The sequence below is a fragment of the Rhizobium hidalgonense genome, assembly GCF_002914525.1.
Taxonomy (GTDB): domain Bacteria; phylum Pseudomonadota; class Alphaproteobacteria; order Rhizobiales; family Rhizobiaceae; genus Rhizobium; species Rhizobium hidalgonense.
The window spans coordinates 94,378-120,169 of sequence record NZ_LODW01000082.1 but is presented as its reverse complement, the minus strand read 5'-3'; the positions used below and the strand labels follow the sequence as shown (position 1 = coordinate 120,169).

The 25,792-nt window shown below is 61.8% G+C and carries 28 protein-coding genes; 13 read left to right on the top strand and 15 right to left on the bottom strand.

What is annotated here, in order from left to right; translation table 11 throughout:
- Positions 1-2 precede the first annotated feature (2 nt).
- From ATY29_RS25755 to ATY29_RS25730, 6 genes are all read right to left on the bottom strand, one after another.
- The gene (locus ATY29_RS25755) at positions 3-590 is read right to left on the bottom strand and encodes a DUF2585 domain-containing protein (protein ID WP_097533261.1); all 588 of its coding nucleotides are present in this window, start codon (positions 588-590) and stop codon (positions 3-5) included.
- A complete protein-coding gene (locus ATY29_RS25750; RefSeq protein ID WP_003567406.1) occupies positions 587-1,231 on the bottom strand; it encodes a septation protein A in 645 nt (214 codons plus the stop codon). The genes ATY29_RS25755 and ATY29_RS25750 overlap by 4 nt, the downstream gene beginning before the upstream one ends.
- Positions 1,232-1,307: 76 nt before the next feature.
- Positions 1,308-2,900: a signal recognition particle-docking protein FtsY gene (gene ftsY / locus ATY29_RS25745; protein WP_097533260.1), complete on the bottom strand. Its 1,593-nt coding sequence runs from the start codon at positions 2,898-2,900 to the stop codon at positions 1,308-1,310.
- A gap of 16 nt (positions 2,901-2,916) precedes the next feature.
- Positions 2,917-4,191, bottom strand: coding sequence for a tRNA (N(6)-L-threonylcarbamoyladenosine(37)-C(2))-methylthiotransferase MtaB (gene mtaB, locus ATY29_RS25740; protein ID WP_097533259.1), 1,275 nt, complete (start codon positions 4,189-4,191; stop codon positions 2,917-2,919).
- Positions 4,188-5,093: a diaminopimelate epimerase gene (gene dapF, locus ATY29_RS25735; protein ID WP_097533258.1), complete on the bottom strand. Its 906-nt coding sequence runs from the start codon at positions 5,091-5,093 to the stop codon at positions 4,188-4,190. The genes mtaB and dapF overlap by 4 nt, the downstream gene beginning before the upstream one ends.
- A 96-nt stretch (positions 5,094-5,189) precedes the next feature.
- The gene (locus ATY29_RS25730) at positions 5,190-5,414 is read right to left on the bottom strand and encodes a hypothetical protein (protein WP_025417289.1); all 225 of its coding nucleotides are present in this window, start codon (positions 5,412-5,414) and stop codon (positions 5,190-5,192) included.
- Between the two features lie 399 nt (positions 5,415-5,813).
- Between ATY29_RS25730 and ffh the strand changes: the two genes are divergently transcribed.
- From ffh to ATY29_RS25670, 11 genes are all read left to right on the top strand, one after another.
- The gene (gene ffh, locus ATY29_RS25720) at positions 5,814-7,388 is read left to right on the top strand and encodes a signal recognition particle protein (protein WP_097533256.1); all 1,575 of its coding nucleotides are present in this window, start codon (positions 5,814-5,816) and stop codon (positions 7,386-7,388) included.
- A 16-nt stretch (positions 7,389-7,404) separates the two neighbouring features.
- Positions 7,405-7,725 (top strand): chorismate mutase, encoded by a 321-nt coding sequence (locus tag ATY29_RS25715; RefSeq protein WP_003543666.1) that lies wholly within the window; start codon positions 7,405-7,407, stop codon positions 7,723-7,725.
- Between the two features lie 47 nt (positions 7,726-7,772).
- Complete coding sequence (gene rpsP / locus ATY29_RS25710; RefSeq protein ID WP_003567417.1) at positions 7,773-8,144, top strand: 30S ribosomal protein S16; 372 nt, start codon at positions 7,773-7,775, stop codon at positions 8,142-8,144.
- 115 nt (positions 8,145-8,259) lie between these two features.
- Entirely contained in the window at positions 8,260-8,829 is a 570-nt protein-coding gene (gene rimM, locus ATY29_RS25705) for a ribosome maturation factor RimM (RefSeq protein ID WP_037091904.1), read from the top strand.
- Positions 8,829-9,530 carry a tRNA (guanosine(37)-N1)-methyltransferase TrmD gene (gene trmD, locus ATY29_RS25700; protein ID WP_097533255.1) on the top strand — a complete coding sequence of 234 codons (702 nt, stop codon included), beginning with the start codon at positions 8,829-8,831 and terminating at the stop codon, positions 9,528-9,530. Before rimM ends, trmD begins: the two co-directional genes overlap by 1 nt.
- 212 nt (positions 9,531-9,742) lie before the next feature.
- Positions 9,743-10,288: a 50S ribosomal protein L19 gene (rplS, locus tag ATY29_RS25695; RefSeq protein WP_003567425.1), complete on the top strand. Its 546-nt coding sequence runs from the start codon at positions 9,743-9,745 to the stop codon at positions 10,286-10,288.
- A gap of 139 nt (positions 10,289-10,427) precedes the next feature.
- The gene (locus ATY29_RS25690) at positions 10,428-11,225 is read left to right on the top strand and encodes a transporter substrate-binding domain-containing protein (RefSeq protein WP_097533254.1); all 798 of its coding nucleotides are present in this window, start codon (positions 10,428-10,430) and stop codon (positions 11,223-11,225) included.
- Between the two features lie 16 nt (positions 11,226-11,241).
- On the top strand, positions 11,242-12,054 hold the full coding sequence (locus tag ATY29_RS25685; RefSeq protein WP_003567429.1) for an amino acid ABC transporter permease: 813 nt from the start codon (positions 11,242-11,244) through the stop codon (positions 12,052-12,054).
- A gap of 36 nt (positions 12,055-12,090) precedes the next feature.
- Positions 12,091-12,252, top strand: coding sequence for a hypothetical protein (locus tag ATY29_RS25680; protein WP_003567430.1), 162 nt, complete (start codon positions 12,091-12,093; stop codon positions 12,250-12,252).
- A 74-nt stretch (positions 12,253-12,326) separates the two neighbouring features.
- Positions 12,327-13,736, top strand: a complete 1,410-nt coding sequence (gene leuC, locus ATY29_RS25675) for a 3-isopropylmalate dehydratase large subunit (protein ID WP_003567432.1) — start codon at positions 12,327-12,329, stop codon at positions 13,734-13,736.
- A gap of 259 nt (positions 13,737-13,995) precedes the next feature.
- On the top strand, positions 13,996-14,340 hold the full coding sequence (locus tag ATY29_RS25670; RefSeq protein ID WP_097533389.1) for a cell surface protein: 345 nt from the start codon (positions 13,996-13,998) through the stop codon (positions 14,338-14,340).
- A 106-nt stretch (positions 14,341-14,446) separates the two neighbouring features.
- Here the strand turns inward: ATY29_RS25670 and ATY29_RS25665 are convergent, their stop codons facing one another.
- Together ATY29_RS25665 and ATY29_RS25660 are read right to left on the bottom strand one after the other, a co-directional pair.
- Positions 14,447-15,277, bottom strand: coding sequence for an aldo/keto reductase (locus ATY29_RS25665; protein WP_097533253.1), 831 nt, complete (start codon positions 15,275-15,277; stop codon positions 14,447-14,449).
- Between the two features lie 133 nt (positions 15,278-15,410).
- On the bottom strand, positions 15,411-15,932 hold the full coding sequence (locus ATY29_RS25660; protein ID WP_097533252.1) for a L,D-transpeptidase family protein: 522 nt from the start codon (positions 15,930-15,932) through the stop codon (positions 15,411-15,413).
- A 166-nt stretch (positions 15,933-16,098) separates the two neighbouring features.
- Between ATY29_RS25660 and ATY29_RS25655 the strand changes: the two genes are divergently transcribed.
- A complete protein-coding gene (locus ATY29_RS25655) occupies positions 16,099-16,782 on the top strand; it encodes a response regulator transcription factor (protein ID WP_097533251.1) in 684 nt (227 codons plus the stop codon).
- A 136-nt stretch (positions 16,783-16,918) separates the two neighbouring features.
- Positions 16,919-17,374, top strand: coding sequence for a cyclic nucleotide-binding domain-containing protein (locus ATY29_RS25650; protein ID WP_097533250.1), 456 nt, complete (start codon positions 16,919-16,921; stop codon positions 17,372-17,374).
- Between the two features lie 33 nt (positions 17,375-17,407).
- On the opposite strand, the gene ATY29_RS25645 is transcribed toward ATY29_RS25650, so the two are convergent.
- The 7 genes from ATY29_RS25645 to tesB form a co-directional block, all read right to left on the bottom strand.
- The gene (locus tag ATY29_RS25645) at positions 17,408-18,193 is read right to left on the bottom strand and encodes an ATP-grasp domain-containing protein (RefSeq protein WP_097533249.1); all 786 of its coding nucleotides are present in this window, start codon (positions 18,191-18,193) and stop codon (positions 17,408-17,410) included.
- Positions 18,193-18,996, bottom strand: coding sequence for an exodeoxyribonuclease III (locus ATY29_RS25640; RefSeq protein ID WP_003567446.1), 804 nt, complete (start codon positions 18,994-18,996; stop codon positions 18,193-18,195). Before ATY29_RS25640 ends, ATY29_RS25645 begins: the two co-directional genes overlap by 1 nt.
- Positions 18,997-19,088: 92 nt before the next feature.
- The gene (locus ATY29_RS25635; RefSeq protein ID WP_003567448.1) at positions 19,089-19,757 is read right to left on the bottom strand and encodes an outer membrane lipoprotein carrier protein LolA; all 669 of its coding nucleotides are present in this window, start codon (positions 19,755-19,757) and stop codon (positions 19,089-19,091) included.
- Positions 19,758-19,898: 141 nt separating this feature from the next.
- Positions 19,899-22,568 (bottom strand): FtsK/SpoIIIE family DNA translocase, encoded by a 2,670-nt coding sequence (locus ATY29_RS25630; RefSeq protein ID WP_097533248.1) that lies wholly within the window; start codon positions 22,566-22,568, stop codon positions 19,899-19,901.
- A 284-nt stretch (positions 22,569-22,852) separates the two neighbouring features.
- A complete protein-coding gene (locus ATY29_RS25625; RefSeq protein WP_003567452.1) occupies positions 22,853-24,283 on the bottom strand; it encodes an ammonium transporter in 1,431 nt (476 codons plus the stop codon).
- Between the two features lie 25 nt (positions 24,284-24,308).
- Positions 24,309-24,659, bottom strand: coding sequence for a P-II family nitrogen regulator (locus ATY29_RS25620; protein WP_003543684.1), 351 nt, complete (start codon positions 24,657-24,659; stop codon positions 24,309-24,311).
- Between the two features lie 210 nt (positions 24,660-24,869).
- Positions 24,870-25,754, bottom strand: a complete 885-nt coding sequence (tesB, locus tag ATY29_RS25615) for an acyl-CoA thioesterase II (protein ID WP_097533247.1) — start codon at positions 25,752-25,754, stop codon at positions 24,870-24,872.
- Positions 25,755-25,792 lie beyond the last annotated feature (38 nt).

The window sequence follows — 25,792 nt, the reverse complement described above, 5'->3', positions numbered from 1 at the left end:
GTCTAAAGCCCGCCCTGCCAGACCTTGATCGCCTCGACCGGCCAGATCAGCATCACCACGTTCAGCGTCAGATTATCGCGGATCACATAGCCGGTGAAAATCTCGAAGAAGAGGGCGATCGCCACGGTCAGCGCCACCGGCGCACGCGATGCGAAGAAGAAGCCGACACACATGAAGACGGTGTCCATCGCCGAGTTCAGGATGCTGTCGCCGTAATAGTCGAGCGCGATCGTCGCCGTGCGGTAGCGGTCGATGATCAGAGGCGAGTTCTCCAGCAGCTCCCAGCCGGATTCGATGATGAGCGCCAGAAGCAGCCGTGCCGCCATCGGCTTGCGGCGCAGCACGAGATGACCGAGCCCGTAGAACAGGAAACCGTGGATGATATGCGACGGCGTGTACCAGTCCGACAGATGCTGCGAATTGCCGCTGGTATTGACCCCGCCCTCCCACAGTTTGACATAACCGCAGGCGCAGATCGGCACGCGCCCCATCAGATATTCGGCGACGATCTGGGCGACCAGCACCGCAAGGCAGGCGATAAACCAGTAGGTCTGGTGTCTCACACGATATTCGACGTCCGCAGCACTCACTTCTCGCCGTCCGTTTCCAGGTTGACGCTATGCTTGAGCACCAGCGGCATCTGCGCCAGCGTGAAGATGATGGTGATCGGCATCGTGCCCCAGACCTTGAAGGCGACCCAGGTATCGTCCGAAAAATTGCGCCAGACGACTTCGTTCAGCACCGCGAGGAAGAGGAAGAAGATGCCCCAGCGGATGGTGAGCTTGCGCCAGCCCTCGGCATCGAGCTGGAAGGCGGCGTTGAAGACATAGCCGAGCAGCGACCGGCCGAAGGCGAGCCCGCCGAGCAGCGTCACCCCGAAGAGCGCATTGACGATGGTCGGCTTCATCTTGATGAAGGTCTCGTTCTGCAGCCAGATCGACAGCGAGCCGAAGATCAGAACGACGATGCCGGAGACGAAGGGCATGATCGGCAGATGACCGAGCACGATCTTCGAAACGACAAGCGAAAGGATCGTCGCCGCCATGAACAGCCCGGTTGCGACGAACAGCGGACCGCCGAGCTCGGAAAGAGCCGGAAACTTCTCCACTAGCCACGGACCGCGCAGATTGGCAAAGAAGAAGATTAACAGCGGCCCGAGTTCCAACGCCAGCTTCAGCAGCGGATGATGCCGGTCGGCCGCGGATGGGGTGATATCGCTTTCGGTGCTCATGCCTTCTTCAAACCTGTTCTACTGGAAACCTGCATGCCGGCCGCGCCTTGCAGGCTTCGGCGGCTTATCTGTGGCATCATTGGGGAAGCCCGGCAATGGCGTGCGCAAAATCCTCGGCCTCGAACGGCTCGAGATCGTCGACCCCCTCGCCGACACCGATGAAATAGACCGGCAGTCTGTGCTTGGCGGAAATGGCGACGAGGATGCCGCCGCGTGCCGTGCCGTCGAGCTTGGTCATGATCAGGCCGTTGACACCGGCGACATTGCGGAAGATCTCGACCTGGCTCAGTGCATTCTGTCCCGTCGTCGCGTCGAGCGTCTGCAGCACGGTATGCGGCGCATCGGGATCGAGCTTGCCGAGCACGCGCACGATCTTTTCGAGCTCAGCCATCAGCTCGGCCTTGTTCTGCAGGCGTCCGGCGGTATCGACGATCAGCACGTCGCATTTGCGGGCCTTCGCCTGTTCGAAGGCATCATAGGCAAGGCCGGCGGCATCGGCGCCGAGCTTGGTGCCGATGAATTCGGAATCGGTCCGCTCGGCCCAGATTTTCAGCTGCTCGATCGCCGCGGCGCGGAACGTATCGCCGGCGGCCAGCATTACCTTCAGCCCGGCGCCGGAAAGCTTGGCCGCCAGCTTGCCGATCGTCGTCGTCTTGCCGGTGCCGTTGACGCCGACGACGAGGATGACATGCGGTTTGTGCGAGAGGTCGAGTTGCAGCGGCTTGGCGACGGGCTTCAAAACCTTGGCGATTTCGGACGCCATGATCCGGCTGACATCCTCGCCGGTGACATCCTTGCCGTAGCGCTCGGAAGCGAGCGTATCGGTGACGCGCAACGCAGTCTCAACCCCAAGATCGGCCTGGATCAGCAGGTCTTCGAGCTCCTGCAGCGTCTCGTCATCGAGCTTGCGCTTGGTGAAGAGCGCGGTGATCTGGCCGGTCAGCTGCGAGGAAGTGCGCGCGAGACCATTGCGCAGGCGCTGGAACCAGCTGAGCCTCGGCTGCGGGACAATGGGCTGCGCTTCGACGATCGCAGGGCCGGTGGCGAAGCCTTTGGGGAGGATGGGAGATTCAGGTTTCGGCCGTTCCGCGGTCGTCTCGGCAGGCTCGGCGGGTGTGATACCCCCCTCTGCCCTGCCGGGCATCTCCCCCACAGGGGGGGAGATCAGCTGAACGGCGATCTCGTGCTCCACATCAAGCTCAGGCGAAATCTCTCCCGGAAGTGCGTCTGCGGCTTCCGCGGTCTCCTCGATCGAAGCCGGCGCCTCGAGCTCCGAACGATCTCCCCGGGGGAGATGTCCCGGAGGGACAGAGGGGGATATTTCCGCAACCGTTTCAACGGGCGTCTGGATTTCGGCCTGCACTTCCGCGACAGCCTCGGCCTCCAGCAATGAAAGTGGCACGATGCCCATTTCGCTCAACTGGTCCGCAGCTGGCAGAACCTGTGATTCCACATCCTCTGCTTCGACAACCTCCTCAAGGTCGTCCTCGTCAATATCAGCCGCAGGGCCGCCGGCCGTCTCCATTTCCTCGGGAAGAACAGGATCGTCGGCGACCGGCAGATCTTCATCGCGCGAGCGTGGCTCCAGCTCCTTTTCCACGGCCACAGGCACAGGCTGTTCAGCCGGCTTGCCGAAGGTGAAGACCTTTTTGATGAAACTGAGCGCCATGGGGATTCCGTGAAAGTCAGGCCGCGGCTGCGGCAGTCAATTGCATGTCGAGATGCTTGCCATTGTGGCCGGTGATCGTGGCCGGCACAAGTTCGCCGGGACAAAGGCCGGGGGCTGCGGCCAGCGTGAAGTTTTCCGTATGCGCCAGGCCGTTGTTTTCAACAAGCAGCCATTGCCGGGTGCCGATCATGCCGTCGAGATGGGATTGATGCAGCCTATGGCCAGTGGCGCGCAGCCTTGCCGCGCGATCCTTGACCAGCGACCGGTCGAGCTGCGGCATGCGGGCAGCGGGCGTGCCCGGACGCGGGCTATAGGGAAAGACGTGCAGATGCGCGATGCCAGCCTGTTCGGCGAGCCGGACGGCATTGTCGAACATCTCTTCGGTTTCGGTGGGAAAACCGGCGATCATATCGGCGCCGAAGCTCATCTCCGGGCGAAGCCGGCGTGCATCCTCGATGAAATGCAGCGCATCGGCGCGCGAATGCCGGCGCTTCATGCGTTTCAGGATCATGTCGTCGCCATGCTGCAGCGACAGATGCAGATGCGGCATGAAGCGCGGCTCATCGGCGATCAGATCCATCAGATGGGCATCGGCCTCGATGCTGTCGATCGAGGAAAGCCGGAGGCGGCGGATATCGGGGAGCTGCTTCAGGAGCGTCTTCGCCAGAAGCCCGAGCGTCGGCGCGCCCGGCAGATCGCCGCCATAGCTGGTGGCGTCGACGCCCGTCAGCACGATTTCTCGATAGCCGCTGTCGACGAGTTTGCGCGCCTGGTCGACGACCGCTCCCATCGGGACGGAGCGGGAATTGCCGCGGCCATAGGGGATGATGCAGAAAGTGCAGCGATGATCACAGCCGTTCTGTACCTGGATGAAGGCGCGCACATGGCCGTCGATGTGCCGGACCATCTGCGGCGCCGTCGCCTTGACGCTCATAATGTCGTTGACGCGGAGCTTCTCTTCGGCCGAAACGCCGAAATCCGGCAGGCTGCGATAGGAGGCGCTCGAAAGCTTCTCCTCGTTGCCGAGCACCGCGTCGACCTCCGCCATCGCCGCGAAGGTCTGTTTTTCCGTCTGCGCGGCACAACCGGTGACGATGATGCGGGCATGCGGATTATCGCGCCGTGCCCGCCGGATTGCCTGGCGGGCCTGACGCACGGCCTCGCCGGTCACCGCACAGGTATTGACCAGGATGGCATTGTTGAGCCCGGCCTTTTCAGCCTGCGCCTTCATCACTTCGGATTCATATGTGTTGAGGCGGCAGCCGCAGGTAATGACCTCGACGCCGCTCACCGCGCCCCCGCCTCTTGGGTACCATCGCGCGACCAGAGACCGGTCGACGGATCGAGCCTGCCCGACCATTTCCATTCGGCCGGGCCGGTCATGATAACGTGATCGTCACGCTCGCGCCATTCGATCGAAAGTGTCGCCGGCGGCTTGGCGCTCGCCACATTGATCGTCACCATCCTGCCGGTGCGGCCGGTGCGTGCAGCACTGACCGCGGCAGAACAGGCAGCCGAGCCGCAGGCAAGCGTCAGTCCGGCGCCGCGCTCCCAGGTGCGCGTCGTCATCGATGTCGGCGAGGTCACCTGCGCCAGGGTGATATTGGCGCGCTCGGGAAACATCGGATGGTTTTCGAGCAGCGGGCCGAAGCGGGCGAGATCGTAAGACATCACATCCCGGTCCACCCAGAAGATCGCATGCGGATTGCCCATCGACATTGCCGAGGGCGAATGCAGCACCGGATTGTCGATCGGGCCGATCTGCAGTTCGATGCGGCTGGTGTCGTGAAATTCTTCCACCAGCGGGATCTTGTCCCAGTCGAAGACCGGTCGGCCCATATCGACGGATATCGTCCCGTCTTCATGCTCGACAGCGTTGAGGATGCCGGCGACCGTCTGGAAGGTAAAAGCCTTGCGGCCGGTCTCGGCGGCAAGGGCCTGCACGACGCAGCGCGTGCCGTTGCCACAAGCCTGCGCCTTCGAGCCGTCGGAATTCAGGATATCGATGAAGGCATCGGTACCATCGGCCTTCGGATCGTGGATCGCCATGATCTGATCGAACTCGGTCTGCGGATCGGCATTGAGCGCGATTGCCGCCGCGGGCGTCACCTTATCAGGCCGGCCGCGCATATCGACGACCAGGATCTTGTTGCCAAGCCCATTCATCCTTGCGAATTCGACCGTTGCGCTCATGATATCATTCCGTCCGTCTTTCCGCTGTATATGGCGGAAACGCGAAGGAATTACCAGTGGGTGCCGGGCAGACGCTTGCTTCGAGCCGGTCCGGCTTTACCGCTCAGCGCCGTCGGAAGCGAAAGACGCCGCATGCGCCTCGACGATGGCGGCGGTGATGACCTTTCTCAGCTCGTAGACCAGCGAGCGGGACCGTTTGCGATCAAGATCCTGTGCCGCCTTGGCAAGACTAAGGCCTTCGTTCAGGACAATATGGTGGGCCCGTGCCAGTGCCCAGCTCTCAATATCATGACTTATCATTCGATATCTCCGCCGGATCATCCGGCATCAAGGATATTTACGAATCATTTCACAGGATGCACTTAAGTAGAAAGTAGAATCATAAGTGGAATATTTTGCAACTGGCTCCTCCAGCGAATTCAGGCCGCCAGCCGGAATTTTGACTGGCGATGCGCGTCACACAGGCTTCCGGACCGTCCGCCATGTAGTCATTCCATGCGTCCGCCTTGACTTTCCCGCCACTTTCCTGTTTATCGCGCCCAATCCGCGACGAGCCGCAAGACTCCGAGCCGCCGACCGGGACTTCGAGATCCCGGAGGTCAACACCCGACAGCGCGATGCGCCCTCGGGTGCTTTTTGGCTTTGCGTCTTGTTTTCGTCACGGAAAAGCACGACGTTTCCGGGCATCCAACCCGCCCGAAACGTATCAAGGAAGAGCCGATGTTTGAAAACCTCCAGGACCGTCTTGGATCCATTCTGAATGGACTGACAGGCCGTGGCGCGCTTTCGGAAGCCGATGTTTCCGCAGCGCTGCGCGAGGTTCGCCGTGCGCTGCTGGAGGCCGACGTCGCGCTCGACGTCGTGCGTTCCTTCACCGACCGCGTGCGTGAGAAGGCCGTCGGCGCCGAGATCCTGAAGTCGATCAAGCCGGGCCAGATGGTCGTCAAGATCGTCCATGACGAACTGATCGAGATGCTGGGCGGCGAAGGCGTGGGCATCGACCTGCATGCGGCCGCTCCCGTGGTCGTCATGATGGTCGGCCTGCAGGGCTCCGGCAAGACGACGACGTCGGCCAAGATCGCCCATCGCCTGTCGACGCGCGACAAGAAGAAAGTGCTGATGGCGTCGCTCGACACGCGCCGTCCGGCCGCCCAGGAGCAGCTACGCCAGCTCGGCGCCCAGGCCAGTATCGATACGCTGCCGATCATCGCGGGCCAGTCGCCAACCGACATCGCCGCCCGCGCCGTGCAGGCTGCGAAGCTCGGCGGCCATGACGTCGTCATCCTCGATACCGCCGGCCGCACTCATATCGACGAGCCCTTGATGGTCGAGATGGCCGATATCAAGAAGCGCTCGAACCCGCATGAAATCCTGCTGGTCGCCGACTCACTGACCGGTCAGGATGCCGTCAATCTCGCCCGTAACTTCGACGAACGCGTCGGCATCACCGGTCTGGTTCTGACCCGCATGGACGGCGACGGCCGTGGCGGTGCGGCCCTTTCGATGCGCGCCGTCACCGGCAAGCCGATCAAGCTGATCGGTGTCGGCGAGAAGATGAGCGAGCTCGAGGAGTTCCATCCTCGCCGCATCGCCGACCGCATTCTCGGCATGGGCGATATCGTCTCGCTCGTCGAACGTGCCGCGGAGAATATCGACGCCGAGAAGGCGGCCGCCATGGCCGCCAAGATGGCCAAGGGCAAGTTCGATCTCGACGACCTTGCCGATCAGCTGCGCCAGATGCAGAAGATGGGCGGCATGGGCGGCATCATGGGCATGATGCCCGGCATGGCCGGCATGAAGGACAAGATGGCCGCAGCCGGCCTCGACGACAAGCTTTTCGGCCGCCAGATCGCCATCATCCAATCGATGACGAGGGCCGAGCGTGCCAATCCCGACCTGCTCAAGCATTCGCGCAAGAAGCGCATCGCCGCCGGCTCCGGCACCGATGCCGCCGCCATCAACAAGCTTCTGAAGATGCACCGCCAAATGGCCGACATGATGAAGATGATGGGCGGCAAGGGCAAAGGCGGCATGATGAAGCAGATGATGGGCGGCCTTGCCGGCAAGATGGGACTTGGCGGCGGTATGGGAGGCATGCCCGATCTCTCGAATATCGATCCCCGCCAGCTCGAGGCCCTGCAGAAGCAGGCCGAAGCGGCGGGGCTTGGAAAACCGGGTGGGGGTATGCCCGGTCTCGACGGTCTGTCGGGTGGTTTGCCGGGCCTCGGTGGCGCCAAGCTGCCGGGCCTCGGTGGTGGTTTCCCGGGATTGCCCGGATTGCCGAAGAAGAAGTGAGAGGATCGCTTGCCCCATGATTGATCCAAACGTCAAAGCCCAGCTCGCGAGCTATCGTCAGTCGATCGACAATATCGACGCCGCTCTCGTGCACATGCTGGCCGAACGCTTCCGCTGCACCAAAGAGGTCGGCGTGCTGAAGGCCAAATACAATTTGCCGCCGGCCGACCCGGCGCGCGAGGAATACCAGATCGAACGCCTTCGCCAGCTGGCGAAAGCCGCCAATCTGGACCCGGATTTCGCCGAGAAGTTCCTGAACTTCGTCATCAAGGAAGTCATCCGGCATCATGAGCAGATCGCTGCGGATCACGCTGAACAGAGCGCCGCAGCCCGATAACCACACCGCTTACGAAGCGGTCAAGAAAAGCCTAAGGAGTAAAGAACATGGCACTGAAAATTCGTCTCGCCCGCGGTGGCTCCAAGAAGCGTCCGTATTACCACGTCGTTCTCGCCGATGCGCGCAGCCCGCGTGACGGCCGCTTCCTCGAGAACCTCGGTTCCTGGAACCCGATGCTCGCCAAGGACGACGAGAAGCGCGTTCAGCTGAACGCCGAGCGCATCAAGCACTGGATCGAAAACGGCGCCCAGCCGACCGACCGCGTTCTGCGCTTCCTTGATGAGGCCGGCGTTGCCAAGCGCGAAGTCAAGAACAACCCGGAGAAGGCAAAGCCCGGCAAGCGCGCCCAGGAACGCGCTGCGGAAAAGGCTCAGAAGGTTGCTGACGCCGCCGCTGCTGCTGCCGACGCCGCGGAATAATCGGGATAGTCCCTTATCGAACGGGCGGCATGGCGACATGCCGCCCGTTTTCGTTTCCAATCCTGCGCACTTCGTTTATGAGAAACCTGTCTTTCGGCTTCACATGAAGGAACCCATGACAAAGCTTGAAAACCCCGTTCTGATGGCGACGATCGGCGGCGCGCAAGGCCTCCGTGGAGAGGTGCGCGCCAAGGCCTACACGGCCGATCCGAGCGCCCTTGGCGACTACGGCCACCTGCACAGCATGGACGGCCGCAGCTTCGAAGTGCTCGAAATCCGCGAGACGAAGAATGTCGTCGTCGTCCGTTTCCGCGGCGTCAACGACCGCAATGCCGCCGAGGCGCTCAACGGCCTGGAACTCTATATCGAGCGTGACAACCTGCCCGACGAGGAGTTGGAGGACGACGAGTTCTACTACGCCGATCTCGAGGGTCTCGAAGCGCGGGATGACCAAGGCGTGAGTTATGGCACGGTCACCGGTGTCTTCGATTTCGGCGCCGGCGATCTCTTGGAGCTCAAGGGTCCGGGCAAGCGCCCGGTGCTGATCCCCTTCTCCGAAGCCTCGGTGCTGGAGATCGACCTCGAAGCCGGCACGCTGCTGATCGATCCGCTGGCGGCAGGGCTGGTCGACGATGCCGAAGAGCTTTCGAAATTCACCGCGGACAAGCCGAAAAAGAACAAGTGATGGCCTTCCGGGCGAGCGTGCTGACACTTTATCCGGAAATGTTTCCGGGACATCTGGGCTTCTCGCTCGCCGGCAAGGCGATGGAGCGCGGGCAATGGGCGCTTGACGCGGTACAGATCCGCGATTTCGCCACCGATAAGCACCGCACCGTCGACGACACCCCGGCCGGCGGCGGCGCCGGCATGGTGCTGAAATCAGACGTTCTCGCCCGAGCGATCGACAGCACCTCGCAAAACGATACCCGCCCTCGCCTGCTGATGAGCCCGCGCGGCCGGCCGCTGACACAGGCACGCGTGCGCGAGCTTGCGGCCGGCGACGGCGTCATCATCGTCTGCGGCCGCTTCGAGGGCGTCGATCAGCGGGTGATCGAGGCGCGCGGACTGGAAGAGGTCTCAATCGGCGACTACGTGCTGTCTGGCGGCGAGCCGGCGGCGCTGATCCTGCTCGACGCCATCATCCGCATCCTGCCCGGAGTCATGGGCAACGATCTTTCCGGCCTGCACGAGAGCTTTGAAGGCGGCCTGCTGGAACATCCCCATTATACCCGGCCGCAGGCGTGGGAAGGCCGGGAAATCCCGTCGATTCTGACCTCGGGCAATCACGGCGCCATCGAGAAATGGCGGCACGAAGAGGCGGTGCGGCTGACGCGGGAGCGGCGGCCGGACCTCTTCGAAGGGGCGAAAACCGAGAAAGGCGGCTGATTCAGGCTTCCCCTTCACAAAAACGTAGTGCGAGGGATGACAAGCCCCGGCCTTTCGTGTATTGGCGCACGCGGAAATGGGGTTAGCCCCGTCTGCCAGCAAACAAAGAATGGCGAACCCGCTCCCGCCCTGAAGGGCAAAGTCCTGAGGCCAGTTCCAAAGGATCAGTGTCGAGCGCTCTGGCTGTTTCAGAAGAACCAAAGGTTAAGACGATGAACATCATTCAGCAGCTTGAGGCCGAACAGGCCGCCAAGATCGAAGCCAAGCGCACGCTTCCCGAATTTTCCCCGGGCGACACCGTCCGCGTCAACGTGAAGGTCACGGAAGGCACCCGTACCCGCGTTCAGGCCTATGAAGGCGTCTGCATCGCCCGCTCCGGCGGCGGCCTGCAGGAAAACTTCACGGTCCGCAAGATCTCCTACGGCGAAGGCGTCGAGCGCGTATTCCCGGTTTACTCGCCGATGATCGAAAGCGTCGACGTCGTTCGCCGCGGTAAGGTCCGTCGCGCCAAGCTGTATTACCTCCGCGACCGTCGCGGCAAGTCCGCTCGTATCGTTGAAGACACCGGCGTCCGCGCCCGCAAGCTCAACGACGCCGAGCGCGCCGCCATGGCCGAGGAAAAGGCACGCATCGAAGCTGAAAAGGTTGCAGCAGCCCAGGCGCTCGCCGCCGAAAAGGCAGCAGCAGAAGCTGCCGAAGCCAAGGCCGCTGCTGAAGCAGCCGCCGCTGCCGCCGCAGCTGAACCGGCAGCAGAATAAGATCTGCGCAAAATTCTATTCTTGGAAAGGCGACCTTCGGGTCGCCTTTTCTGTTTTTTGCTTCGGCACGCAGCTGCCGGCCTTGCCTCAGGCCTATCTTCCGTGACAGTTTTTGCCGTTCAATTGAGGGAACCGTCCAATGTTGTTTCGCCGCACCGTTCTTGCCGGCTTTGCCGCCCTTGCTCTTCTGCCGCTTGCCGCATCGGCCGCCGAGCTGCCGGATCTCGGCGGCAAGAGCGTCGTCGTCGTCACCGAGAATGCCTATCCGCCGCTGCAGTTCATCGATCCCAAATCCGGCAAGGCGATCGGCTGGGAATATGATGCGATGAACGAGATCGCCAAGCGGCTGAATTTCAAGGTCGAATACCAGAACACCAGCTGGGATGCGATGATCCTGGCGGTTTCCGACGGCCAGTACAACATCGGCATGACCGGCATCACCATCAAGGATGACCGCAAGCAGAAGGTCGATTTCTCCGATCCCTACATGCGTTCGCAGCAATTCATGCTGGTACGCGGCGACGAGAAGCGCTTCACCGACGGCAAGTCCTTCGCCGCATTCAAGGATGGCCTGGTCGGCGCCCAGCCCGGCACCACACCTTTCTATACCGCTGTCTATGAAGTGCTCGACGGTAACGAACAGAACCCGCGCATCAAGCTCTTCGAAACCTTCGGCGCCACCGTTCAGGCGCTGAAGGCCGGCGACGTCGATGTCGTGCTGACCGACGGCACTGCCGGCAAGGGTTATGTCGACGCCTCGAACGGCGCCCTGAAGCTGATCGGTGGGCCGCTCGGCACCGAGGATTTCGGCTTCATCTTCCCGAAGGGCTCCGATCTCGTCGCCCCGGTCAATGCCGCCATTTCGGCACTCAAAGCCGACGGCACGCTGGATGCGCTGAACAAGAAGTGGTTCCTCGACTACAAGATGGGCGAATGACGCCGAGCCATTGCTGATTGCCCTGCGACCATCTCCCGACAGATACGTCAAGGACGACTATCCCTGGTGGCTGGTCGCGCTCGTCGCGATCGGCATCGTCCTTGCTGCCGTCATCGTCACCAACGATATCTACGCCCAGGTTTTCCGCACCGTCGTCAACGGTGTCGGCATCACCGTCTTCGTCACGCTGGTCGCCTTCGTGCTTGCCACCGTGCTCGGTCTCGGCATCTGCCTGCTCGGTATGGCCGACAGCCAGGTACTGCGCCAGATCGCGCGTTTCTACATCGAGATCATCCGCGGCATCCCGATCCTCGTGCTGTTGTTCTACGTCGCGTTCGTCGGCGCGCCGGCGCTGGTCGCGGCCTATAATTTCCTGATTTCGCCGCTGGTGACCGCAGGCATGGCCGAGCCCATTCTGGTGCGCGATCTCTCGTTGATGTGGCGGGCGATCATTGCGCTGACGATCGGTTACTCCTCCTTCATCGCCGAAATCTTCCGGGCCGGATTCCAGTCGGTCGATCTCGGTCAGATCGAGGCGGCCAAGGCACTCGGCCTCTCCCGCTACCGGCGCTTCCGCTCCGTCGTCTTCCCGCAAGCGATCCGGGTAATCTTCCCGCCGCTTTCCAACGACTTCGTCTCGATGGTCAAGGATAGCTCGCTCGTCTCCGTGCTCGGCGTCGCCGACATCACCCAGATGGGAAAGGTCTATGCCGCCGGCTCCTTTCGCTTCTTCGAGACCTATTCGATCGTCACCTATATCTACCTGATCCTGACAATCGGCCTGTCGCTGGCGCTACGGCGGACGGAGAAGTGGATGAAGTCGCGGTAAATGCGCCAGTAGCCGCCAGGCCGCAGAGGGCCTCTAATGATTCAAATTGAAGCCGCAGCGAAAAATCGTTATATGCAAGCGATGGAATCCAAGTTCAGATGCATTGGCGCGCATATTTTCGTGTTGCAGGATCATTATCGCCTGCCGGCGCGGTTCTTTGCCTGCGTGTCCGGTGCGCTCAACAGCCGACTTCGTTGATCGAATGACGGCCGGCGGAGCTTGATCCGCTTTTTCTCGATTTTCCAAAAGCATCCAAAAACGGACTTAACGCCATGAGCGCACCGCGTACCCTCTACGACAAGATCTGGGACGATCATTTGGTCGACGAACAGGCAGACGGCACCTGTCTTCTCTACATCGACCGCCATCTGGTCCACGAAGTCACCTCGCCGCAGGCGTTCGAAGGTCTGCGCATGACCGGCCGCAAGGTTCGCGCCCCGGAAAAGACGCTGGCCGTCGTCGACCATAACGTTCCGACCTCGCCCGATCGCCATCTCGGCATCAAGAACGAGGAAAGCCGCATTCAGGTGGAAGCGCTCGCCACCAACGCCGCCGAATTCGGCGTCGAATATTATTCGGCAAGCGACAAGCGCCAGGGAATCGTCCACATCGTCGGTCCGGAACAGGGCTTCACCCTGCCCGGCATGACTATCGTCTGCGGTGACAGCCACACCTCGACGCACGGCGCCTTCGGCGCGCTGGCGCATGGCATCGGCACCTCCGAGGTCGAGCATGTTCTGGCGACCCAGACGCTGATCCAGAAGAAGGCGAAGAACATGCTGGTGCGTGTCGACGGCCTGCTTCCGCCGCACGTCACCGCCAAGGACATCATCCTCGCCATCATCGGCGAAATCGGCACCGCCGGCGGCACCGGCCATGTCATCGAATTTGCCGGCGAAGCGATCCGCTCGCTGTCGATGGAAGGCCGCATGACCATCTGCAACATGACGATCGAAGGCGGCGCCCGCGCCGGCCTGATCGCGCCTGACGAAAAGACCTTCGAATATATCAAGGACAAGCCCCGCGCGCCGAAGGGCGAGGCGCTGGAACAGGCGATCGCCTATTGGAAGACGCTGCAGACCGACGAAGGCGCTCACTATGACCGCGTCGTCGTTCTCGATGCCGCCAGCCTGCCGCCGATCGTCTCCTGGGGCTCCTCGCCCGAGGACGTCATCTCCGTCCAGGGCATCGTGCCGAACCCCGACGAGATCCAGGACGAGACCAAGCGCACCTCCAAGTGGCGCGCGCTCGACTATATGGGTCTGAAGCCGGGCACGAAGATGACCGACATCACCCTCGACCGCGTCTTCATCGGCTCCTGCACCAACGGCCGCATCGAGGATCTGCGCGAAGTTGCCAAGGTCGTCGAAGGCAAGACGGTTGCTCCAACCGTCGACGCGATGATCGTTCCCGGCTCCGGCCTCGTCAAGGAACAGGCGGAAGCCGAAGGCCTCGACAAGATCTTCAAGGCCGCCGGTTTCGACTGGCGCGAGCCGGGCTGCTCCATGTGTCTTGCCATGAACGACGACCGCCTGAAACCGGGCGAGCGCTGCGCTTCGACCTCTAACCGCAACTTCGAAGGCCGTCAGGGCTTCAAGGGCCGCACACACCTCGTCTCGCCGGCAATGGCCGCCGCCGCCGCGATCGCCGGGCACTTCGTCGATATCCGCGAGTGGAACTGATCTGTCATCGACAGGAGAGAATCAAAACCGCCCGATGCGTCCAGCGCATCGGGCGTTTCATTTTTCATGGCGCTGCTGCTTCGGTTCCCGACAGTTATGACAGAGCGGGCAAGCCCGTTTGTGCATGGCCTAGCCTTTCCAATTTCATCCTTTCGGGCAATCGACATCGGAAAACGCGTGTGGCCTCATTGATATAGGCGCGATACGCGACTGATACCGTTCAGGCTCCGGCGAACACCGCGCCATCGGGGTAATGGCCATGAGGCAGAAAAGGGTACGGAGTCTACTGCAAGCCAGTCTGATCGTGTTTGCATCGCATGTACCGATCGCCGCCGCCGCGCCGATTCATCCAACGATACCGCCGCTCATGGCCTCTTCGGGCCTGCAGCACCAGATCGCGCAAATCAAGATACCCTATCTCAACGGATATCGGGGCTATAGCAGCGCCCGGTCCGGCTATATCAAGAGCGCGAACGGCTATTGGTATCCGGCGCGCGCCTTCGACGATTATTGTACCGGATCGGTCGGACGGCCGCAGCGCCTGAACGATCGCTGCGACCACGGCTTTGCGCCGACCAACGGATCCTCGAACTGCAATTATTGAAGAAGGGCCGCATGCCTGCCTTTAAACGGTCACGGGTCGAATAATCAGAGCATGTTGTCCGAACACGCTCGCATGTTCGGCATTATACTCTGATGATCCCAGGCGGTCAGAAAGTTGCCGTCATCGGATCCGGTCCCATCCGGGCGCCGGCGCTATCGAGCCTGGCGATCGCTGCCATGTCGTCGGCGTCGAGCTTGAAGTCGAACACCTTCAAATTCTCCTCGATACGCGACGGTGTCACCGATTTCGGAATGACGACGAGGCCGGAATCGATGTGCCAGCGGATAATGACCTGGGCTGGCGTCTTGCCATGCTTCCCGGCGATCTCGCCGATAACGGCATTCGAGATGAACTGGCCCTGGCCGAGCGGGCTCCAGGATTCGGTGGCAATGTTCAGTTTCTTATGTGCGTCCTGCGCCGCCTTCTGCTGGAAGTCGGGGTGCAGCTCGATCTGGTTGATGACGGGGACGACGCCGGTCTCGCCGATGATGCGCTCCAGATGCTCCGGCGTGAAATTCGACACGCCGATCGAGCGGGCGCGGCCCTCCTCGCGGATGCGCACGAATGCCTTCCAGGTCTCGGTATAGAGGCCGCGATGCGGCGACGGCCAGTGAACGAGATAGAGGTCGACATAGTCGGAGCCGAGCTTCTTCAGGCTGCCGTCGAAGGCCCTGAGCGTATTGTCGTAACCCTGGTCGGTATTCCTGAGCTTGGTGGTGACGAAGATATCCTTGCGGTCGAGGCCGGACGAGCGGATGCCTTCGCCGACCCCCTCTTCGTTGTCGTAGCCGGACGCCGTGTCGATATGGCGATAGCCGGCGGCGATCGCGGTGCGCACCGTCGGGGCGGCAATATCCTGCGGCGTCTGCCAGACACCGAGGCCGACCTGAGGAATGGAATGTCCGTCATGGAAAGTGATGATGGGTTGAGCGGTCACAATATATCTCCGGGAGTTTGAAGAATTGGACGAGGCATGAATTGCGCCCGCGCATGCGTGGACGTCCCGGAACGCATTTCAGCCGCAGCGTTCGGTCACCGGGAACATATAGGCAGCGCCATCCGGAAGACAATCAGAGGACCCGGACAATCGTTCCCTTTCGGATGTGGGGCAGAAGGCGACGCATGTCGCGGAGGCTGACCGCCACGCAACCGGCCGTCGGCTCGTAGCCCGGCCTGATCAGATGGAAAAAGATCGCCGAGCCGCGATAACGCACCCGCGAGGAAATGTTCCAGTCCATCACCAGGCAGATATCGTAGAGCCCGTCGCCGCGCCGCATCTCTTCATGGCTTGCACCGAACGGCGCCCTGACGAGGCGGTTATAGCAGGCATTGTCAGGCTGATCGCACCAGAGCATGTCGCCACGGATGCGGCGCAGCGCAAGCGGAGTGACGAGCCGGCCATTCCGCTCGCCACGCCGGAAGCCGGATATCAGCCTCATCGAGGCGATCGGCGTGGCGCCGTCGCCCTCGCGTTTGATCACGGTGCGCCCGGACCGGCCGATCGCCGCGGGCACGGTGATCGCGCCGAGCCGGACGATAGCCCGGCTGTTCCTTCCCGGCGCCGGCCGCACCACGATCGTCGGCGGCTTCATCCCCGGCTCCCGCCTTGTTTTTTCCATTTTTCTTGCATGTCTTGGATTGTCTGGGACTTCAATTGAAATCATATGAAAAGCTGCGCGGCAACAGTCCGCCGCCCGATCCTTGCCAAACCAGGAATTTGGCGTAGGACTAGGGAACTTAACATGAGGACGCTACGGCATGACCGCACGCACCATTCTTCTGGTGGATGACGACGACGACCTTCGTCAGACGCTGACGGAGCAATTGTCGCTGTATGAGGAATTTTCGGTTCTGCAGGAAGGCAATGCCGGCAAGGGTGTTGCGACCGCTCGCTCGACACCGGTCGACCTGCTGATCATGGATGTCGGCCTGCCCGATATGGATGGCCGCGAGGCGGTCAAGCTGCTGCGCAAGGGTGGCTTCAAGGCGCCGATCATCATGCTGACCGGCCACGATACCGATTCGGATACGATCCTCGGCCTGGAAGCCGGCGCCAATGACTATGTCACCAAGCCTTTCCGCTTCGCCGTGCTGCTCGCGCGCATTCGCGTGCAGCTGCGCCAGCACGAACAAAGCGAGGATGCGACCTTCACCGTCGGCCCCTACCTGTTCAAGCCCAGCCAGAAGCTGCTCACCACCGATAACGGCCAGAAGATCCGGCTGACGGAAAAAGAAGCGGCTATCATCCGCTATCTCTACCGAGCCGAACAGAAAGTCGTCACCCGCGACGTGCTGCTCGAAGAGGTCTGGGGCTATAACTCAGGCGTGACGACGCATACGCTGGAAACCCACGTCTACCGCCTGCGCCAGAAGATTGAGCGCGACCCCTCCAATGCCGAAATCCTGGTGACGGAAAACGGCGGTTACAAGATCATTCCCTAGAGCATTTCCGTGTTCTCCGGATCACGGAAATGCTTATCTCTTGGTTTCACGCAATTCCCGGCAAAAGCGTTTCACGCTTTGCCTGGCAAGACCGCCAAGCACTTTTGCTGGAATTGCTCTAAGGCTAAAAGCCCGCATGGCGCTGACCGACGACATCCGCATGCTCGCGCAGCTTCCTTTGTTCAAGGACATGAACGAGGATCAGCTGCGGCTGATCGCCTTCGGCGCCGACCGGCGCCTGATCGCGGCCGGCCAGATGCTGTTTCGCCAGGGCTCGCCCGCCGAGAGCGCCTATGTCATTCTCAGCGGCAGCCTGGAGCTGAGCGCAACAGGCAGCGACGGCATAGAGAGGACCGGGGGGATCGCCGGTCCCGGAACGCTGGTCTCCGAACTGGCGCTGGTCACGCTGGTCGAGCGCAAATTCACTGCGGTCGCCCGCGAGGACACCAGCATCATCCGCATCACCCGTGCCCTGTTCCACCGGCTGATCGAAGAATATCCGGACGCCGCCCGGCTGATCGAGAACCGCATCCGCGACAATCTCGCCGAACTTGCGGCCAAGGCCGCAAGCCAGTTCTACCGCTTCAGCTGAGCCATCTGGCCCGCAGCCATACAGCGCAAACCGTCAGTCGCGCGCCAAGCTGTCGATTGCTGCGGCAAGCTTCGTGAGGTCTGCGGCGTAAAACCCGGCAGCGTTGAGACAGTTCGTCTCGAGCAGCTTCAATCCCTCTTCGGTGCGGCAGACATCGAGGACATAGGCCCGGGAGTAGCCGGGATTGAGATCCACCATACGCTGCCCGAACTCCAGCACATCGGCATCGATCTCGTGGCGATGGATTACACGCGATCCATCTTTGTAGAGCGAGTAGGTGACGATCCGATCGTTGACGGCCCAGAGCCGCCATTCGCGCAGGATGCGCACCGGCTCGGTGAACATCAGCAGTGTGTCGTGGCGAAGCGATCCCGTCGGGATTTCATCTTCGTCAAGCGCCAGGACCCGCTCCGCCATGCGGATGATCTCATCCGGCGATTTGACGTTGCCGGGTTCCTCCTTGCTGTCGTCAACGGGACGCAGGAACCATTCCCTTCCATCGTCAGCCAGACGGGCAGGGACATCTCGCAGGACGAGGAATAGCGCGTCGGCTCCATTGAGGAGATAGGGATGCCAGGCCTGTTCCTGAACGAAAGGACGCAGTTTGAACACGCCCGGCCGGTAACCGTTCGCCTCGGCGTTCCTCCACAGCGAATACGAGCCGAACATGACCACTGAGCCCGGATCGGCGACGACCGGCTTGGGAATGAGTTCGCCGACGAACGGAACGACCTTGTGCCATGTGTACGAGATGTCGAGCCGGTCGAGTGCCTCGGCCAGCTTATGAGTGTCCTCGAACTCCTGGAGAAGCCACTGCATCAGAAATCGAAATGCGCCGTCACCGGCACGTGGTCAGACGGTCTCTCCCAGCCGCGCGCCTCCTTGAGGATCTCGATGCGCTTGAGATGCGGTCCGAGATCCGGTGACGACCAGATGTGGTCGAGACGGCGGCCGCGATCGGCCGCCTCCCAGTCCTTGGCGCGGTAGCTCCACCAGGTATAGAGCTTTTCGCTTTCCGGCACGTGCTGGCGCATCAGGTCGTGCCAGCCGCCGCGCTTCATCACCTCGAGCAGCCCGTCGGTCTCGACGGGCGTATGGCTGACGATCTTCAGCAGCTGCTTGTGCGACCAGACATCATGCTCCAGCGGCGCGATGTTCAAGTCTCCGACAAGGATCGACGACGTATGCGCCTCACCATTGGCTTTCAGCTGCTTCATCTCCTCGATGAAATCGAGCTTGTGACCGAATTTCGGATTGATCGTACGATCAGGCTCGTCGCCGCCGGCTGGAACGTAGAAATTATGCAGCCGGATACGACGATTGCCGCGCTCGACGACCGCCGAGATATGGCGGGCGTCGCCGACCCCGCAATAATCCTGCCGGTGATCCTCCGTCAGCGGAAGGCGCGAGGCAATCGCCACGCCGTGATAGCCTTTCTGGCCGTGGATGATGATGTGATCGTAGCCCATCGCCCGCAAGGGTGCGGCAGGAAAGAGCTCGTTCGGCACCTTTGTTTCCTGCAGGCAGAGAATATCCGGTCTGTGCTTGAGAACGAGCTGTTCGACGATCGGCATGCGCAGCCGCACCGAGTTGATGTTCCAGGTGGTGATCGAAAAGCTCATGCCCCATGCCCTCTCACGCTTTCATGAAAGGCCTTTAGAACAAAGGCGGACCCGAGGGAACTGCCCGCATACGGCGATCAACCGAAAACGCCTCAATCACGCGACTGAGGCGTGCCCGGAATGGTCTCATAGGGCACGCGGAACACGCGATCGTCGAACTGCATGCCCGTCTTGACGTTGAAGATCATCACCGACGTGTCCTTGCCCTGGTTGTCGGTGATCGTCCATTGACGCAGGTCGTAGGTTTTCGGGTCGAACATCATGGTGATGGTCGAGTTGCCGAACACCGTATTGTTGCCGAGCGCGATCGTCGTCAGATCGGACTCTTCCTTCACGCCCTTCACCATGCCGGCCGACAGGTCGATACGCTGCGCCAGGAGCAAGCTGAGCGGCGTCTTGGAGAGAGGATAGAGATCCCAGGTTTTCAGCTTGGTATTGCCGATGGCGACGTTTTTGCCGTCGGCGATCACCCGCATCGGCGACGGGTCGTCATAGTTGAAGCGCAGTTTGCCGGGGCGCTGGATGAAGAACTTGCCGCCGGTCTGCTCGCCGCGCGGGCCGAACTGCACAAATTCGCCCTGCATCGTAGTAACGCCGGAGAAATGGTCGGCAATCGCCTGCGCCGTGCCGGAGGCGGGGGCTGCCGCCTGGGCGTGGGCGCCGAGGGGAATGGCGCTCGCCACCGCAGAGATAGCAAAGGCACCGAGGAGATCGCGCCGCGTTACCGTCAGGCCGGAGAGGAAGGCGTCGGAATTACTCATCTAAATCTCCTTTATGCGATCTGCATGCTGCCGAAAGGCGGCGTCTTCAAGGCGTTGCGACCGGGCCTGCGTGAGGTAACGGCTTGGCTGCCGTCAGGTTTCCGCAAAAGCAGTCCCCATGGGAAATATATGCCGATTATTTCAGCGGTCGAGGATGTCGCCTTCTGTCGGAACGAGAATTTCGCGTTTACCGGCATGGTTGGCTGGCCCGATGATGCCTTCCTTCTCCATCCGCTCGATAAGCGAGGCTGCCCGGTTGTAACCGATGCCGAGCCGGCGCTGGACGTAGGAGGTCGAGGCTTTGCCGTCCCGCAGCACGATGGCGACGGCCTGATCGTAAGGATCTTCCGAATCCGAAAGGTTCGACGTGCCGGCCGGGCCGCCACCGCCGCCGTAATCGCCGTCCTCGTCGTCATCGGCGGTGATCGCATCGAGATATTGCGGCGAGCCCTGGCTCTTCAGGTAGGAAACGATCTCTTCCACCTCGACATCCGAGACGAACGGGCCGTGCACGCGCTGGATACGGCCGCCGCCCGCCATGTAGAGCATGTCGCCCATGCCGAGCAGCTGTTCGGCGCCCTGTTCGCCGAGAATGGTGCGGCTGTCGATCTTCGAGGTCACCTGGAAGGAGATGCGGGTCGGGAAGTTCGCCTTGATCGTGCCGGTGATGACGTCGACCGAGGGGCGCTGTGTTGCCATGATCACGTGGATGCCGGCGGCGCGCGCCATCTGGGCCAACCGCTGCACGGCGCCTTCGATATCCTTGCCGGCGACCATCATCAGGTCGGCCATCTCGTCGATGATGACGACGATATAGGGCATCGGCCTGAGGTCGAATTCTTCGGTCTCGTACATGGCCTCGCCGGTATGGCGGTCGAAGCCGGTCTGCACCGTGCGCGAGATCGCCTCACCCTTCGACAAGGCCTGCTCGACGCGACTGTTGAAGCCATCGATGTTGCGCACGCCGATCTTCGACATCTTCTTGTAGCGCTCTTCCATCTCGCGCACGGTCCATTTCAGCGCGACGACGGCCTTCTTCGGATCGGTAACGACGGGCGAGAGCAGATGCGGGATGCCGTCATAGACGGAGAGTTCGAGCATCTTCGGGTCGATCATGATCAGACGGCACTGCTCCGGCGTCATGCGATAGAGCAGCGACAGGATCATCGTGTTGATGGCGACCGACTTGCCGGAACCGGTGGTGCCGGCAACGAGCAGATGCGGCATCTTGGCGAGATCGGCGATGACGGCTTCGCCGCCGATCGTCTTGCCCAGCGCCATGGCGAGCTTCGCCTTGCTGCCTTCGAAATCCCGCGACGCGATGAGTTCACGCAGATAGACGGTTTCGCGCGTCTGGTTCGGCAGTTCGATGCCGATCGCGTTGCGGCCGGGCACGACGGCGACGCGAGCGGCAATGGCGCTCATCGAGCGGGCGATATCGTCGGCAAGACCGATGACACGCGACGACTTGATGCCGGGCGCCGGCTCCAGTTCATAGAGCGTGACGACGGGACCCGGACGGACATGGATGATCTCGCCCTTGACGCCGAAATCCTCGAGCACGCCTTCGAGCATGCGGGCGTTCTGCTCCAGCGCATCGGCTGAAAGCGTGGAGTCGCGCACGACATTCTTCGGTTCGGCCAGCAAGTGCATCGAAGGAAGCTGGAAACCCTCGGGACGGATGAACGAGCCCTGCGCCTCGCGCTCGATGCGGGCGCTGGGCTTCGGACGTGCGACCACGGGGACGACGCGTGGTTCCGGCTTGCCGGCAGCCTTTGCCGGCGCGCGGATCATCCAGTCGTCGTCATCATCGTCGGGCAGGATATCGGCCGGGCGCGGCGGCATGTCGGCATCGAAGGGCAGATCGCCGTCATCCTCGTCATCGATGGAAAGCGACGGCGCTGCGACGATACGGCGCGGCGAAGCCGTCCGCGGCTCCATCGACGGCTCCATCCGCTCGCCGCGGACGGTGGGCGCCTTGGCGCGGACCGGTTCGTTCAGCGGGCCGAACTCGTCATCGTTGAAATCATAGGGTGATTCGAAATCGCCTTGACGGCGCTTGCGCGGCCCCATGCCGAAGAGCCGGCGCAGCCGGCCCTGGCTCATGTACCAGGCATGCGTCATCGCACCGCTGAAAGCGACCCAGCGCGATTCGTCTTCCTCGTCTTCGTCGCCGACGACGCGGGCCTTGGTTGTTCTATCGACGTAATCTTCCTCGATCTCCTCCTCGGCGTCGCTGCGGCCGACGAGGCCTGAGGCAAAGAGCATCATCCAGGCGGTCGGTGCGGCAAAGATGCAGCCGACGACCATGGCGAAGGTGCCGGTGGGATAGGCGCCGACGAAGAGTGCCGGAAAACGCAGGATCATATCGCCGACGACACCGCCGATGCCGTTCGGGATCGGCCAGGTCAGCGGCGGCGGAAAGCAGCCGATGACGGCGCAGGACAGCACCGCGCCGGCAAGCCAGGCGCCGGCTCGGGCGGGGATACGGCTGAAGCGGCGGCCGGAGATCAGTGTCAGCGCCCAGGCGACGATCGGCAGCATCGAAACGACGCTGGCAAGGCCGAGGAACTGCATGACGATATCGGCGAAGGCAGCCCCGCTGTAACCGAGGATATTCGTCGGCAGGTTGGCCGTGGCATAGGAATAGCTCGGATCCGCGACGTTCCATGTCGCCAGCGCCGCGACGCAAAGTGCCAGCAGCAGAAAGATCGCAAAGCCGATGAGCGCTTGGATCTGCCGCAGCATGAATGCCGAGAAGGAGAACCGATCCGGACGGCCATCCATCGCCGGCGACGTGCTTCTTGCCATGTGTCTAACCCGTCCAATGCCTGAGGGCATGCGAATCACCGATGCTTCGCCATGCCAAAATGCGTCCGCTCTACCTAATCAGAGCCGGGTTAAAGCGATGTTAACCATGCAGGCCTGGGCGTGCATTCCCGACAGGGAAATGAAAAAGGCCCGAACCTTGAAAGGTCCGGGCTAAATGCGGTCTATGGTTAGAGCTTTTCCGGGTCTAGCCCGGACAAGCTCGATACAGGCCGCGACGGGCCGTGAAGCGGCGCCCTTCTGCCGGGCGCCGCAATCCCCTGTGATCAGGAAGAGTGGTAGGCAGCTTCGCCGTGGGTCGAAAGGTCGAGGCCTTCGCGCTCGGCTTCGACGCTGACGCGCAGGCCGATGACGACGTCGACGATCTTGTAGAGGATCGCCGAGCCGATGCCCGACCACAGCAGCGTCGTCAGCACGCCCTTGGCCTGGGCCAGCACCTGGGTTGCCGTGCCGGCATAGGAGGCAGCGAAATCGGCCGTCGAATAATCGACGATGCCTGCACCGCCGAGCGCCGGGTTGACGAGGATCCCGGTGCCGAGGGCGCCGAGGATGCCGCCGATGCAATGCACGCCGAAGACGTCGAGGCTGTCGTCGTAGTTGAACTTGTTCTTCACGACATCAACGAAGAAGTAGCAGACCGGCGAAACGATCAGGCCGAGAACGATCGAGCCCATCGGGCCGGCAAAACCTGCTGCCGGGGTGATGGCAACCAGACCGGCAACCGCACCGGAAGCACCGCCAAGCATCGAGGCCTTGCCGCGGGTAAGGCTTTCGACAATGCACCAGGAGACGGCGGCAGCTGCAGTCGCAACGAAGGTGTTGATAAAGGCAAGCGAGGCATAGCCATTGGCTTCGAGGTTGGAGCCGGCATTGAAGCCGAACCAGCCGACCCAGAGAAGCGAGGCGCCGACCATGGTCAGCGTCATCGAATGCGGAGCCATAATTTCCTTCTTATAGCCCGTGCGCTTGCCGAGCATGATGGCGCCGACGAGACCGGCGATACCGGCATTGATGTGAACGACCGTGCCGCCGGCGAAGTCGATTGCGCCATAGGAGAAGATCAGACCGGCCGGCGAGGTGTAAGAGCTCGGACCGCCCCAGAACCAGACCATGTGTGCCATCGGGAAGTAGATGAAGGTGACCCAGAGCACGACGAAGAGCATGACGGCCGAGAACTTGATACGCTCGGCGAATGCGCCGACGATCAGGCCGGGCGTGATGCAGGCGAAAGTCATCTGGAAGACGATGAAGGTGTATTCCGGAATGGCGACGCCCTTCGAGAAGGTTTCGGCCAGCGACGATGTGTTCACGCCGGCGAGGAAGGCCTTGGAGAAGCCGCCGACGAAGCTGTTCAGCGAGCCGCCGTCGGTGAAGGCGAGCGAATAGCCGTAGGTGACCCAGAGCAGCGCCACGACGGCGGTGATCATGAACACCTGCATCAGCACGGAGAGCATGTTCTTGGCGCGCACGAGGCCGCCGTAGAACAGCGCAAGGCCGGGGATGGTCATCAGCAGGACGAGTGCCGAGGAAATGAGCATCCAGGCATTGTCACCCTTGTCCATGGTGAAGGCAGGAGCGGCAGCAGCGGTGGCGGCGGCGGGCGCAGCCTCCTGCGCGAAAGCGACAACCGGCGCCAGAAGCGCAGCCGTTGCTACGCCGATCAGCGCAAAGGGGGAAGAAAACTTCGAAGTCGACATTGAAAAAAGCTCCTTGGTCCGCCGCTTACAGCGCTTCTGAATCGGTTTCGCCCGTACGGATGCGCACGGCATGATCGATCGAATAGACGAAAATTTTGCCGTCGCCGATCTGACCGGTCTTGGCCGACGCCGCGATGGCTTCGACCGCCCTGTCGACGAGTTCCGAGGCAACGGCGATTTCGATCTTGAGCTTCGGCAGGAAGCTGACCGCATATTCGGTGCCGCGATAGATTTCGGTATGCCCCTTCTGGCGGCCGTAGCCCTTCACTTCGGTCACGGTCAGCCCCTGAATGCCGATCGCCGTAAGAGCTTCGCGGACCTCATCGAGCTTGAACGGCTTGATAATAGCCATCACAATTTTCATCTGGTTTCCCATCCTTCGTTATCCTCGGCACGGAGCCGACTCTCCTTGCCGCTGACGTTCCTGAACAGCGACCGGCGATATACATTCAAAGGGCGTGCCAGATTCGAGATGAGGTATAACGTATTGAAAAGTAACACTTATATGGAAGCATGCCAAAAATCAGGCAAATGACCGGCCAATAAGCGCATAAATAATGCGCAAATTTTCAAAGTTGCACATTATTTATTCATTTGCCTTTTTCCGAATCAAACCCTCCTGCGCAACCGAGGCGATCAATTCACCCGATCGGGTAAAGAGGCTGCCCCGGGTCAGCCCTCTGGCGCCCGAAGCCGAGGGACTGTCCTGGGTATAGAGTAGCCAGTCGTCGAGCTTGCAGGGCCTGTGGAACCACATGGAATGATCGAGGCTCGCCACCTGCAGGCTCTGGTCGAAGATCGAGGTGCCATGCGCATAAAGTGAGGTATCGAGCAGCGTCATATCCGAGACATAGGCAAGCACTGCCGCCTGATAGAGCCGGTCGTCGGGAACCGGGCCAGTGGCGCGTACCCAGACGTCCTGTCTGGGGTCGAGCTTCCTGTCGGAAAAATAATGCGTCAGCGAGACGGGGCGGATCTCGATCGGCCGCTCGCGCTGCCAGTATTTTCGGATCGCCTCCGGCGCATGCGTCAGATACTGCTCCTTGATCTGCTGTTCGCCGAGCAGCGCTTCCGGCATCTGGACCTCGGGCATGGCGATCTGGTGATCGAAGCCCGGCTCCTCCACCTGGAAGGAAGCCGACAGCGTGAAGATCGCCTTGCCATGCTGGATGGCGACGACGCGCCGGGTATTGAAGCTCGATCCGTTGCGGATGCGCTCCACCTGATAGATGATCGGCACCGAGGGGTCGCCGGGCCGCATGAAATAGGCATGCAGCGAATGCACGAAACGCTCACCCTCGATGGTCCGCTGCGCCGCCATCAGCGCCTGGCCGATCACCTGGCCGCCGAAGACCCGCTGCCAGCCGGCCTGAGGGCTGCGGCCGCGAAAAATATCGACCTCGATCGGCTCCAGGTCGAGCGTCGAAAGCAGCGTCTCCATTGCCGAAGGCCCTGATGTCTCGCGCGTCATTTTGTATGTCTCCCGGCGGTAGGAAGTGAAGTGGCGAT